The organism is Aquimarina callyspongiae (assembly GCF_034322225.1).
GTDB lineage: Bacteria > Bacteroidota > Bacteroidia > Flavobacteriales > Flavobacteriaceae > Aquimarina.
In genome coordinates, this window is record NZ_JAXLPA010000005.1 from 170,209 (window position 1) to 184,935 (window position 14,727).

General features: G+C 32.7%; 7 protein-coding genes. All 7 read right to left on the reverse strand.

The window, feature by feature from the left end; translation table 11 throughout:
• Window positions 1-423 precede the first annotated feature (423 nt).
• Complete coding sequence (locus tag U0D62_RS20525) at window positions 424-1,278, reverse strand: helix-turn-helix transcriptional regulator (RefSeq protein ID WP_322289223.1); 855 nt, start codon at window positions 1,276-1,278, stop codon at window positions 424-426.
• Entirely contained in the window at window positions 1,271-1,681 is a 411-nt protein-coding gene (locus U0D62_RS20530) for a SpoIIAA family protein (protein WP_322289224.1), read from the reverse strand. The genes U0D62_RS20525 and U0D62_RS20530 overlap by 8 nt, the downstream gene beginning before the upstream one ends.
• 307 nt (window positions 1,682-1,988) lie before the next feature.
• Window positions 1,989-3,584: a tetratricopeptide repeat protein gene (locus U0D62_RS20535; protein ID WP_322289225.1), complete on the reverse strand. Its 1,596-nt coding sequence runs from the start codon at window positions 3,582-3,584 to the stop codon at window positions 1,989-1,991.
• Window positions 3,585-3,747: 163 nt separating this feature from the next.
• Entirely contained in the window at window positions 3,748-5,466 is a 1,719-nt protein-coding gene (locus U0D62_RS20540) for a 7TM diverse intracellular signaling domain-containing protein (protein ID WP_322289226.1), read from the reverse strand.
• A gap of 202 nt (window positions 5,467-5,668) precedes the next feature.
• On the reverse strand, window positions 5,669-6,739 hold the full coding sequence (locus tag U0D62_RS20545) for a T9SS type A sorting domain-containing protein (protein WP_322289227.1): 1,071 nt from the start codon (window positions 6,737-6,739) through the stop codon (window positions 5,669-5,671).
• A gap of 45 nt (window positions 6,740-6,784) precedes the next feature.
• Window positions 6,785-11,287: a hypothetical protein gene (locus tag U0D62_RS20550; protein WP_322289228.1), complete on the reverse strand. Its 4,503-nt coding sequence runs from the start codon at window positions 11,285-11,287 to the stop codon at window positions 6,785-6,787.
• Window positions 11,288-11,299: 12 nt separating this feature from the next.
• Window positions 11,300-14,446 carry a leucine-rich repeat domain-containing protein gene (locus U0D62_RS20555; RefSeq protein ID WP_322289229.1) on the reverse strand — a complete coding sequence of 1,049 codons (3,147 nt, stop codon included), beginning with the start codon at window positions 14,444-14,446 and terminating at the stop codon, window positions 11,300-11,302.
• Window positions 14,447-14,727: the final 281 nt, after the last annotated feature.

Sequence of the window (14,727 nt, forward strand, 5' to 3'; positions counted from 1 at the left end):
GGGGTTTTTAATGGTTTATCTTTTAAGCTTTTATCTAGTTGCTACCTTATTATATCCCCTTTAGTTTTGAGCAAAAAGAATCTGTGTCACTTTGAAATATGCAAAGTGAAATACATTATTTTTTCTTCTACTTTTATGGGAATTTTCCTTTTTACGGTAGCTCATTAAAGAATCTAACCGCAAGGAAGAAATCACTTCAGAATCTTACTATTTCTTTTCTTTATAAAATTGTGTAGTATCCATAACATTCTTGATTTAAGGTTGCTTTATTAATTAAAAGTAGGATTTGGGTAATCTCGTTTTTTAATGTTTACAATTCTTCTGTTTATAGTTCAAAAGTACTTCTGGTTTTTGTTTAAAAAAACTAAAAAAGGAGACTTATGGGAGACATTAATTTTAATTCTCATCTTTAACACTTTAATTTTAGACTTCTATCGTATATATGAATTGCCTTAATGATGCTGCGGGCTGTAATCCCAACTTTTTACGTAATCGTTGTATTGCTTTTTTAACCCCTGCAATAGATATTCCCATAAAAAAAGATATCTCAGCATTATTAAAATTCATCTTAATAAAAGCAGCAAGTTTTAGATCATTATTAGATAAATCTTTGTTCATCGCTAGCAACTTTTTATAAAACAAAGGATGTACTTCTTCAAAATGTGCTTTAAACAATTGATAGTGATTCCCTTTTTTTAGGTTATCAGTTATTACCTCATCCACCTTTATTAATTCTTTTTTAATATCTGATGTAACTAGGTCGCTGACTTGATCGAGTTGTTGTTGTACTTTTTCTAAGCACTCATTTTTGGCATCTAACACTAAATAATTAGTGGATAAAATTCTATTCAGCTGATTGGTTTTGACCAAAGCATTATTCAATTTTTTCCAATATGTAATTGTTGCTAGAGTTGCTCGTATAATAGACTTTGAATTATCACGATGCACATATAAATACTCTTTATCCCAGGTCGAAAAAATGTCTTCAATCTCTACTTCATCTTTATTTAACACAATCAACGGAATATCTTTATACATATTAATTTCTCCAAGAACATCCAGTTGTTTTTCCCATTCATTATTTATGGTACTATCCAAAATAATAGTATCAGGGCTCACTCCCCATGATTCAATATCGTTTGGAACCGTATCCATCAAATGTATTTTAATATTCTGCGATGCTAATAACTCTAAGAATTCCAATTCTTTATCGATTGTAATTACTGACACCATAGCATCTTCATAACTATTTTTATATGGAGTATCAATATTAATCATTCGCCAAATATTTAATAGCCGCTTCTTTATCGGTAAAAAACTTGATCTTGCTACCGGTGTAACTGATGTATATTTTCATCAATAAGGATACAATTCCAACAGAACCCACCAACGCTGATTTGTTCATTTTAGGTTGCACCATCTTACCTAGTTTTTTTATCGTTCTTATCGCATTAGGGCTGGTTTTTGAGTTTTTGAGATACACCAGGGCTCTTACCGACTTATCTGATCTTTGCAATCCCATTTCTACCGCATCAGCAACGCATTGAATGACATCTTCATCTCTATGTAATCCTGTAAAATCAATTTCTATATATTCTACATTCATATGATGCTTCCAAGTTGGGGTGGTATACACTAGAGCAGCATGATCTTCCATGATATACATATTTAAAGGGTCCATATCTAGTTACTTTTTTTGATTTTTCTTAACTCTTCTGCTATCTCCTGTAAATGAGTAAACGTATCTTCCAGTTCTTTTTTCTTTTCTTTCATCTTTTGAATTTTTTCAAACTGGTTGTTTGATTTTTTAGTAATAAATATCTTTTTTAAAAAAGGTATCATAGCTCATTGTTAAACACAGTGCTAAGTAACTAACAAAATCTTTTTTTTCTAAAAAAACAGGGGGTACACATGGGGGGACATACGCCAAAACCTAATAATAACAAAGGTTTAGAGGTATTTACTAAAACATACTAGTAGATAAAAAACTATATAGATTTGATATATTCTTCGAGATTTACACCCATAGAAAGATGCATTTTTTTGCGTAAACGACTTCTGGTTTTTTTGACCGCATCGACCGAGGTAAAGCGAAGTTTTGCAATTTCTTTACGGCCTAAAGAAAGACGTAAATAGGAACATATTTCCAAATCCACTTTCGTAAGATTGGGGTGTTTATCTTTTAATTTTTGAAACAACTCATAATTCATTGCTTCCAAATGTTCCTTAATTAAATGAACACGAGAGTCATCTACCACATCAGATTTTAAATAAGAAATAATATCATTTAAATTTAATTTATTACCGCTATTACTATTAGGGTCTAATTTATTTAAATCATCTAAGAGTCTTTCTTTTACTTTTATTTGCCGGAGAGACTCTTTCATTAGGTCAGAAATAGCTTCTTTTTTGGTGATGACATCCTGAGCCAGATTGTCTACTTCCTTTCTTTTTACTTCCAAGAGACCTTCTGTCTTGATACTCTTAGTTTTAACCTTTTTAAGTTCTTTAATTAATGCCCTAATTCCGATAAAACTCAAAAGGCTAATTAAAATCACTATAATTATATAGAGTTTATTTTTAAATGCTTCATTTTCATTAATGGCAATAAGCCTTTTTTGTTCTTCTTTAAATAGTAAGCTGTCTTTTGCCTTTTCATTAGCAAATTTGTAGGATAGCTCCAGCTCTTTAATCTCATTAGATTTTGAAATGTTATATTCTTTATCAGACAAATCTTTATATTCTTTATAATCTTCTAAGGATTTTTTGTGATTGCCCTTTTTATGATAAATCATACTTCTTATCTCATAAGCTTCTATTCTGGGTTGTAGTAATCGGTGCTTTTTTGATAGCGATATTGTCTCATTAATATGCGTAATGGCTTTATTAAAATCACCCAATCCTACATAAGCTTTTGCTATATTAGTATGGGTAGTCATTGTCAATATCCATTTATTATCTTCTTTAAAAAAGACGAGGTTTTTTTTCTCTATAGCTAATGCTTCGTCATATTTTTCTTCACTTATTAATATTCCCGACTTGATAGATAAAACTTCAAAAAGGCCAGGCTTGTGATTCATTGCCTCATATTTTTTTTGCGCTTTTCCGAGATAAAACAAAGCAGAATCTTTTTGCTTCATTTCAGAAAACAAAATAGATGTAAATCTATAATTTATAGCTATATTCCTATCCAAACCAAGCCTATTGTTAATGGTAATAGCTTTTTTGAAGTTAGTTAAAGCGTCTTGATAATTTTTTTGAAATCTGTATAAATTGGCGATATGAAAATATAAAGGAGCTAGTTGAAATGAATCATTCTGTTTTTCGAAAAATGTTTTAGCTTCATAATAATGTTTTAAAGCTTTTCCATAGTTTGATTGTCTTGCATTAAACACTCCATTTTGAACAGAAATTTTTGCTTGATGGAATGCTGAATTATAATTAGATGCACCTATTATTTCCTGAGCTTTAGAAGTAAATTCTTCAATACGATTAAAATCTCTTTTAAAGTGATATCGCCCTAATGACAATAATATCTTCACCTTCAAAGAATCACTTGTTGTCTCCTCTAGTTGTTGTTCCAATCTCATTACTATAGAATCCCTTTTCTGAGAAAACCCTGTCAGCGTACTTATAAAAAAGATTACTAATAAAAAAAGTGACTTAAACATTAACTGATGTAAAAAATTAAAAAGACTGCTATAAAAATACTGATAAAGTTTGACCCAGATTACTATGGACTATCCTCTAAATAGATCTAATATACTCCTCCAGGTTTTCTTCCTTCGAAAGTTCCATTCTTTTGCGTAAACGGCTTCTTGATTTCTTTACTGCTTCTAATGAAGTAAAACGTAATCGGGCAATTTCTTTTCTTCCCAGAGACATTCGTAAATAAGTGCAAATCTCGAGATCAGTTTTTGTTAAATTAGGATGAACTTCTTTCATACGGCTTGCAAACTCATAATTTAATGTTTCAATATCATTTTTGATGAGTGTCAATTGTGAGTCTTCCAAAAGTTCTGATTTTAGATCTGCAATCAGATTTTGTATGGTTATTGACTCATCATTAGAAGCTACCTTTTTAAGATTCTCAACCAGCTTTTCTTTTGACTTTAGTTGTTGAAAGGTTTCAGTACGTAACTCCGAAATTTCTTCTTCTTTCTTACTAATGCGTTCTGTCATACTCTCAATATCCGTAGATAATTTAACCAGCTGTTTTTCAGTTTGCAGTTGTATTCTATTATTTAAAACAATTTGAAAACCAACATAAAACAGAAAACCATAGGTAATAATATACTCGGTTTGTATCACCAACATGGCATTTAACAGATCATTGGCAAGCATCCCACAAGTTATTGTCATACTGATCAACATTCCTTTAGCATATGGTTTTTTATCCCGAACTGCCATAATCATTTGATAAAAACCTAATAGTATTACGAACAAACCATACACCTGAAAGAAAGGAGCACTATAGGTAGTATAAAAAACTGGGAGCGCAATCACATATAAAACTCCAATAACCGGAATAAAAGCACAAAAACGAGCAAATTTTAGAGTATAATATCCTGGAAAAAGGTAAAAATGATACATGATCACAAAAGTCAAACCTCCGTAATAGCCTATATATCGCATCTTTTGAACCAAATCAAAAGAAAGGTCAGGAAAGAAATCATAAATCAATGCTTCTCCCACAAACAATTGTCGGGATACTCCAATTAAACAATACAGTCCAAAATACAGAAAATAGGAGTACTTTGGGAAACTGAAAAAATGTAAAATCTGATAAATTCCAAAAAGTATAACCAGCGCCGTAACAATGCCTTCTATGAGTGGTTTTGCTTTGTTACCATTGTTAAAATAAGTTGTTTCCTGAATCTTTGTTCTTAAAGCAAAACCTCCTCCTAATCGATGTTTATGGTTCGAAACTAATAGCAAAATATCTAAATTGGGTTCATTAGGTAACTCAAATCGTAAGGGTCGGCCATCAATCTTTTCATTGTCAGCAATCTTGGATATCTGACCGTGAGAAATAATCTTCTTTCCGTTGATCCAAACCTCAGCTGCAGCCAGACTCCTTGATATATTGAGTATTACCTTTTTTTTTGGGTTTTTTCTTTTAATAAAAAAACGAAACGTTCCGTATCCTTTGCTCTCATCTATCTTTTGGGACCATAATGCGGCTGGCCAGACTATCGTATCAACAGATTGTAATAAATCCAGAGCAAAATTATTTTTTTCGTCAAGTGGCCATTGTTTCCAATAGAACAAACTTTCACCTTGCACAGAAATCTCAGGATATTTATCAAAATCCCAGCCCGTAAGATCCAATGTTCCTTTTTTTATAGCAGGAACTTCCTGATCCTTAGTTGAACAACCTATCAGGAATATCATTAAAATACCTGGAATACATACTTGTAACAAATATTTTCTAAATGATACTAAATAGGTTACTGATTTTTCCATCAACACAAGGACAATTATGACATCTCCAAAGATAATTTAAAATAGCAGTAAGGAATCATTTTAAGATACATTTAATTGGGTGGTTGTACATAAAAAAACCATTCTGAGATCTCAGAATGGTCTACTTTTTTCAAAATTAATATGATTGCGATCCATTGTCTCAGCAAAGCTCTTTTTGCAAAAGACCAGACTGGATTTCTATTTAGTTTTTCGCCAATTTAAAAGTTTTTTGTATTCCATCAGACATTACTTTTACAAAATACACTCCATCCGAAAGTTCATTAATACTTATACGATCTGTATTTGTAACCAAAGCTTTCGATACTTCTTGACCACTGATCGTATATATAGTAATCTGTAATTCTTTAGAAACCCCTAAAATTTGAAAATAGTTTTTCACGGGATTAGGATATAAAGTTACCTTATCGAATGAAACATCTTCTGTACTCAACACAGGTACAACGTTAATCGTTCGTGTTACTTGTGTAGCGGTATTGCCTACAATATCTGTCGCATTGTAATAAATGGTATAAGTACCTATAGCGTCTATAAACTCTGATGAATCAATGATAATCTTAGATCCATCATCAGTAGTAGCACCCAATTCTGAATAACCTGATCCAATTTCGATTTCCTGCGGATTATTTCCGGTTAGTGTAATCATTGGTGCAGTAGTATCTACTGAGTTTGATGAATCAAAAGTATCATTAAATAACTGTACTCCAGGCTTCGTGCTACAATCGGCAAAGCCATCATTGGTTACCTGCCCACAAGCGGTATAAAACTGATCTAGGTATACTGCACCAGTCTCAAAAGCAACCATGGGGTCTGCGTTGACATCGATGAACTTAATGCGAACGTGAAACAATACTCTTGGTGTTGAAGTAACATTGTTTGCTGTAATAGCTCCTGCACTTAACCCTTGCTGAAAAGCCAATGATACTCTCGAAATTGTATTATCATTTTGGATAAAATCCTTATATGCAGGAACTATACTATATTGCTCTGCAAGGATTGCACCGGAAGGCTGAGAATAAACTAAGTTACTATTGGCCGAAACATTATCTCCAAAAGCGGTTTTATTATACGTTAAGTATAATTGGCCTGAACCTAATTTAAAATCAATCGTACTTTGGATCATGACATCTACATCATAATAATAATCACTTCCATCATTAGTAATCTGGGCATTGGCAAAAGTAAACGTAAGATCTTGCGCCTTCATCTGGATAGCTCCTAAAAAAATCAGAATTATCAGTAATATTCGCTTCATAAGGGTATGTTTTATATGTACTATTATGTTCATTTTGCGTAGGTTTTAAAATTGTTCTCCTTTTCCCAAATTCGGGTTTAATTGATTATTGATATCAGTGTTTTGTACTTGCCCATTCATATCCAAATCAGCATCATTGTAACCTGATCCTCCAAGGAGTTGAGTAATATTAGTTACATCTGAGTTTTGTACCTGTCCATTACCATCTACATCACCAGAAGACATCGCATAGTAATCATCCCCCATATCATTTACGGCATTGGTTCCTCCCAATACATTAGATACATTGGTAAGATCTAATTCTAATGTATCATCATTTAATATATGTGTAGTACTAGAGACAATGCCCAAATGGTTACGATGCGCAATAGCAATATAATAATTGCCTTGCCATGCCAAAATCTCTGGAGTACCTTGCCCAGCATCCAGATCAACTATCCGACCTCCTTGTTGTAATAGAGCAGATTGTCTATGTAGTACCTCAGTAACATCATTAGGATTTCTTAATTGTATTTCTACCCAATCCACAATAGATCGATCAGCTGGACCATTAAATGTTGTGCCTTCAAATAGAGCTGCATCTACATATGGAGAGGATGTAGGAAGCAGGTCACTATCATTCAAATCATCTCTCATAAGGATGTCTCCAACACCTAATTCAAAAGCACCTTCTAAAATAACAGATACATCCAAGTATAAGGTACCACAATGAATATCGAAGCTTGTTTGCACATCTTTTGAAGTAAATGTAGCATTGGCATTATCTACATCATCCACCTGTACACAGTATAGGTCAGGATTATTAGCAATATTCAGGTCAGTAATTAGATTATTGAATCCATTTTGTAGATTAATCCCTGTTAATTTTGTGTTTTCGGCAAACAGACGTTCTAAGAGTATATTGTTGGACAAATCCAAAAACTCAATATCCGAATTCCCAACACTTAAAATCTCAAGACCAGTCAAAAGGCTCACATCTATAGTAGTTAGTGAGGTATCACTTAAAACTATTTCGCTAAGATTTGGGCTATTCCCAAAGGAAACCGATTCCAGATCAGGACAACGGGAAATACTTAGAGTTTCCAGAGCAACATTGTTAGTTAGATTAACCATAATCAAATCAATATTTTCACTTAAATCAATATTTGTCAATCCGATGTTATCGCTTACATCAATAGATGCAATATTATTGTCTTCTAAACCTAAATCTTCCAGCGATGTAAGGCCTGTTATTACAATGCTTTCCAGCCCACAAGATTCTGCATAAATACTTTCTAATTTTGTATTATTAGACAGGTCAATATTTGTAAGATTATTACTTGTGATATTTAAAATAACCAATTCAGTATTATTTGAAAGATCTAAAACACTCAATTCATTACTATTCAGGATTAATTCCTCAACTATGGTGTTGGCAGAAAGATCAATAGAGGAAATGTTATTATTACGAAGTTCAATTTTGGTTAACAATGTATTTTTTGAAAGATCAATGACGGCTAAATCATTGTCTTTTAGCATTAAGTCGGATAAATTTACATTTTTTGTTAAATCAATAGATCCTATGTTATTATTGCCTCCTAATAATGTTTGTAATGCTTTAAAAGCTTCAATCCCTGTTAAGTCTGATATATTTCTACTATCAATGTTAAGAAAGGTAAGGCTCTCGATATTTGCAGTTGGTACTTGACCATCATTAGTGATATCATCATGACCTAAGCTATTCAGTCTAGCTTCAAAATTTGCATCAGGAATTAGGGTATATCCACAAGTAGTTTCACTAAAGGTTATCCCAGCGTCAATATCTGTAAACTCTGTAACCGCTGCCGCAGCATCATCTACCATAATACATGGAAGACCAGCATTACCCGTTGCGTTCATACGAGAGAAATTACTGTTGTTTCCATTTCTGAGATCCAGGCTTACCAAAGCAGTATTGTCAACCCTCAAATCACGTAAAGCGGTATTTACCGAAATATCTAATGTCTTCAGGTTACTTTGACCTAAGTCTAAGGTTTCTAATCCTGTAAGTAACGAAACATCAATTGTTTCCAGAGCTGTTTCATCTGCATAAAGGAATCCCAGGTCAGGTGAATTTCCAAAGGTAACTGTAGTTAACAAAGGGTTTTCATCAATATCTACTCTCTCAAGGTTTGTATTGACACTTAAATCAATCTCAGTTAACTGATTACCATCCAGATCTACGTTTATTAATAATATATTGTTAGAAAGATCAATAGTTGTAAGCGCATTTTCTTCTACATTCAAGAATTCTATATTTGTTAATGCACTTACATCAATTGTACTTATATTGTTATTTTCCAGGTTTAATGCTACTAACGACGTATTTACCGATACATCTATACTTGTTATTTGATTGTCTGACAAGTTTATCTCTTTTAACTGAGTATTGGTGGTCAAATCGATTGAAGTAAACTGACAGTTATTCAGATCTATTTTTTCTAAGAGGATATTATTACTTAGGTCTAATGTTGATAAGTTATTATTATCCAGATCTACATTTTTCAGATTTGTATTGGTGCTCAAATCCAAAGCGTTAATATTACAATCATCTGCAATCATCTCTTCTAACAAAGTACATCCGGTGATATTGATCGCTGTTAACTGCGGATTATCATCAACATCTAATGTTACCAAATTGATATTACTAGAAAAGTCTAGTGTGGTAAAACTATTTTCATCGCAATCAATATAGTTAAGTAGTGTGTTTTGCGAAAGGTCCAAAGCTGTGAGCAGGTTATTCTCAATATGTAATACTTCAAGCTTTGTATTATTCGATAAATCCACAGTAGTTAACGTATTCGCACTACAATTCAGCTCTTTTAATGATTTAAAGGATTCAATTCCTAAAAGATTACTTATCCCAGCGTTACTTACATTTAATTCTGTAATAAAATAGATATTCGCTAAGGGCACATGCCCATCATTGCTAATATCGTCGTATGCAGATAATGCCGCTTCAAAATTTGCATCAGGTACAGAGGCATACACCGTACAATCTGTTTCACTAAATGAGGTATGAATATCGATATTAGTAAAATCATTCATTGCATCTGCTACACTATCCACCAATATGCAGGTAAGTTCTATATTTTCGGTAGCATCAAAAGTGGTCAAATTTGAATTTGCGCCATTCCGGATATTTAACTCGAATAATGCATTTTTATGTACTTCAAGGCTGGTTAGATTCATTAAATTCGATACATCTAACACTTTTAATGAGTTTTCTTTTAGATCAATAATTTGTAACGCGGTATTCTCTGACAAATCAATTTTTTCCAGATTATTAGCACTTACATTTAGTGATGTTAATGACGTAAAATCTTTGATTCCCGTTAAATCCATGATACCCTGATTAGAAACATCTAAGCTCGTTATGCCTACTATATTGGTTGTGGGAATAAAGTTATCATTAGGAAAATCATCATATAGAGCAAGTGTAGTTTCAAAATTATCATCAGGTACATAGGTATGGGTATCACAACCTATGCTATAGAAAAAACCTGACCCCAGGTTTTGCTCTGCCAATGCTATATCATCAACAGATATACAAGTTAAGTCATCATTATTTGAAACACTAAAATTGGTAATCTGCGTGACATCAATAGTACGTAAATCTATACTTGTTAAATTATTACTTGAAACCTGAATAATGGTAATTGCTGTATTATTACTTAAATCGAGGCTTTCCAGCTGATGCCCTGATAGAGTCAAATAACGTAGGTTTACTGCATCACTGAGATCCAATGATGTTAACGCACCATTATTGACCTGAATATTTTCTAATTCAGTAACTCCCTGAAGGGTCATACTAGTTAAATTGTTATTCCCCTGGGGACTATTGATAAAGGTTAAATTAGCAAGGCCCGAAAAATCAAGGCTTAGAAAATTATTGTTGCTAAAACTAAAAGATTCGAGTAAGGTATTATTGGATAGATCTATAGTGGTTAACTGATTATCATCTATATTCAAGCTTTCTAAAGCTACTAAATTGGTTATATCCAAACTGGTTAAAGCATTATCAGTAAGCACCAAATATTCTAAATCGGTATTATTAGAAAGATCGATAGTGCTTAAGTTTGTGTTTTCTGCAACCAGGTTTGTTAGAATACTATTCTGAGAAATATCAATCCCTGCTGCTAAATTAAGATTACTTATACCCAGGTAGTCCAGATTAACATTTGCAGAAACATCTAACGAAGTCAAATTATTATCACCAATAAAAAGCAATTCTAAGGCAGTATTTTGACTCAAATCTACCGTAGTAATACTATTGAAATTGGCCATTAGCTCTTCTAAATTCGTAAAATCTTCAATTCCGGTAAGATCAGTAATTTGTCTGGTTCGTACATCTAATTTGGAAATGTTATTGATATTTGCGGTTGGTACTTGTCCATCTTGAGAAATATCATCATAGCCTAAATCTTCAAGGGCAGCTTCAAAGTTAGCATCGGGAATATTAGTGTATTGAGCATTACTAATGTTAATCCCTACTAAACATAATAATAGTAATGTGTAGTATTTTTTCATATCGTTGGGGTTTTAAAATTGTTCTCCTTTTCCGAGGTTTTGATTCAGTAGATTATTGATATCTGAGTTTTGGACCTGGCCATTCATATCAAGATCTGCATCACTATAGCCACTACCTCCTAATAATTGGGTAATAGTGATGATATCTGAATTTTGAACCTGGCCATTACCATCCACATCTCCTGCAGGAATGGCATACACAGCTCCTCCTACATCGACTAAAGCATTTGTACCATTCAACACACTGATACTTGACAAGAAATCGATATTGGCTTCATTTCCATTAAATGTTTGGGCTATACTTGTGGCAACTGTTAAATGGTTTCTATGTGCTATAGCTACATAATAATTGCCTTGCCACGCATTTACTGTTACCACAGAAGTACCGTCGGTATCCACAATAGAACTATTACGCTGCAATAATGCTGATTTTCTATACAGAATTTCGCTGACATCATCAGAATTTCTTAGCTGAACCTCTACCCAGTCAACAATAGCAGTATTTCCAGTAGTGTCAAAGAGCGTTACATCACAGGTAGCTGCGTCTTCATAAGGCGAAGTAGTAGGTAATACGTTATTAACTCTCAGATCATCTTTCATAGTAAATGAAGTGCCATCAAAAGGGCCTTCTAGAAAGGCTCTTGCATTCACCACACAAGATGTACAATCATTACTATAATTCGTATGCGCATCTTTATCCGTAAAATTGGTATTGGCATAATCAACATCATCAACCTGAACACAATACAAATTTGCATTTCCACTAATTTGAAATCTTTCAAAATTCGAGTTGTTACCATTTTTCGCATTCAAAATTTCTAATTGTGCATTAGATGCATATAAATCCTCTAAATCAAAATTTTGAGACACATCCAATTGCCTGATATGCGTATCACTAATGTTAAGCCTACGCAAGATTGGAAGATTAGATACGTCGATACTTTCCAACCCTGTTTCATCAGCATATAATTCGTCAAGAACAGGATAGGTTTGATCTGAAAAGGTTATAGTAGTCAGACTTGTATTTTCACTAACATTAACATAATCTAATTCCAGATTATTCGATAAATCCAAAGTAGTAACGTTAGTACTATAGAACTCTAACTCGGTTAGGCCTGTATTTGTACTAAAATCAATACTGTTCAACTTACTGCCCTCTTCTATATAGAAGTAGTACAATTCTGTTAATCCTGTGATATCCAAACTTTCAAGTTCTCCTCCTCCATCAAATTCTAAATCTTCCAACAAAATGTTATTGGTAAGATCAATATGAGGAACCTTAGGGTCATCAAACTCCAAGTCTATAAGTGTTACATTTTTTGATAAATCTATCGTTGTAATATCAGTATCAGATAAAATTAATTCTTCGAGATTTACATTATTGGTTACATCAATAGCTGCTAGATTGTAATTATCTTCTAGATCTAATTCTTTTAGCAGCGTATTCTGACTTAAATCAATAGCACTAATATCATTATCATTAAGAATTAACTGTTGAAGTGCTACATTTTTAGTTACATCCAGAGATGTTAAATTATTATCATCTATTTCCAGTTCTCTTATTTTCAGATTATTAGAAAGGTCAATGGAATTTATATTATTCCTTCGTAAATCGATTCGCTCTACGTTATAAAAATCTTGAATCCCGGTAACATCAGTAATACTCCTACTATTAATATCAATAAATTCAGCATTATAAATTGCTAACCTAGGTACTTGTCCATCATTAGCAATATCATCATAAGCACTTAACCCATTCTCAAAATTACTATCAGGGATTACTGTATAAACCGTTCCACAACCGGTACTGCTAAGGTTTGTTTGAACATCTCTGTTTGATAGATTACTATTATCAGCATTTTCATCATCTATTAAAATACAAATCAAATCTTCGTTATCAGTTGCGGTAAAACTTGTAATGTTTGTGTTATTACCGTTTTGCAAATTGAAATCAAATAATAGATTCTCCTGTACATTAACGCTAACGAGATTAGGTAACATCGAAAGGTCTAATATCTGTATCAAATTTTCAGAAACATCAAGATTTTGTAGTAAAACATTAGGAGAAAGATGAAGCTCACGAACTTGGTTTTCATTGATATTTAATTGTGTTAACGAAGAAAAGACACCAATACCTGTAAGATCTGATATATTTTTATTAGCTACATTTAAACTAGTGATCGAAGAAACGTTCGAATTTAGAATATGATGATCATTTGGAGTGGTATCTAACCCTAGATCAACCAAAGCGGCTTCAAAATTAGCATCAGCAATATATGTATACATACTGCAATCTTTACTGAATACAGTATGGCTATCAATTTCACCACTTAAAAAGGTCGTTGCATACACTGCATCATCAACTGATATACAGCTTAAGTTAGGATTGTTATCGGTATCAATCTCAGTTAAAGCTTGTATATTTCCCGTACGAAGGTCAAGACTTGTTAAAGGATTATCCCTTAATTCAATTCGTGTTAATAATGGGTTATTACTTGCATCGAGAGTAGTCAAATTGTTTAGAGAAAGATTCAGCACCTCAATATTCGGGCATTCAGCAAGATCCAAGCTATTGATATTAGCATCATAAGCAGTAATTGTTTGTAATGCGGTGTTATTGTCTAATATTACAGTCGAGAGTGAACGGGCTCTCAAGCAATTGAACTTTTCCAACGCAGTAAGATTAGATAGATCTAAAGTTGTAAGGTTATTATTCAATTGGATGTTAATTTCGATAAGTGCTATATTAGTAGACACATCCAACGTCGTCAATAAGTTATCATTGAGATCCAGATCTTCTAATTTATCTAAGTTTTGAATGTTTACTGAAGTGAGCTCATTATCCTCTGTAGTTAATTCTATAAGTTTTGTATTGGAAGTCAAATCCAACGTTGTCAATAAATTATCAGATACATCTAATACTTCCAAATTAATAAAAGCTTCAATACCTGTTAAATTTGTAAGTCCTTTATTGCTAACATCTAATGAAGTTAACGTTTCAATATTGGAAGTTGGTACTTGCCCGTCATTAAAAATATCGTCGTAGCCCAAAGCTTCTAAGGCAGATTCAAAATTTGCATCAGGAATACTGGTGTATTGCGCAGAACTTATGCTTATACCTGTGCAAAATAGTACTAATATTAAAAAATGTTTTTTCATCATGGGATTACAGGGGTTTAAAAGATTTGGTATTTAAATAGTGGGCTATCTAAACAGTATGCAATAGTAAAAGTTATCATATCAGAAGTCAATTATGATGGGGGTACACATAGGGGGACAATCTTTTTTTTACAATACTAATGCATGTAATAAGCAACCAAAAGGGAATATGGGAGACAAATAGGAGACGTGTTTTTAAAAACTTTGATATTTAACAAAAATGACCATAAAAAAACCACCCTGAAAACTCAGAGTGGTTTGCTTTTGTAAGATTGATATTA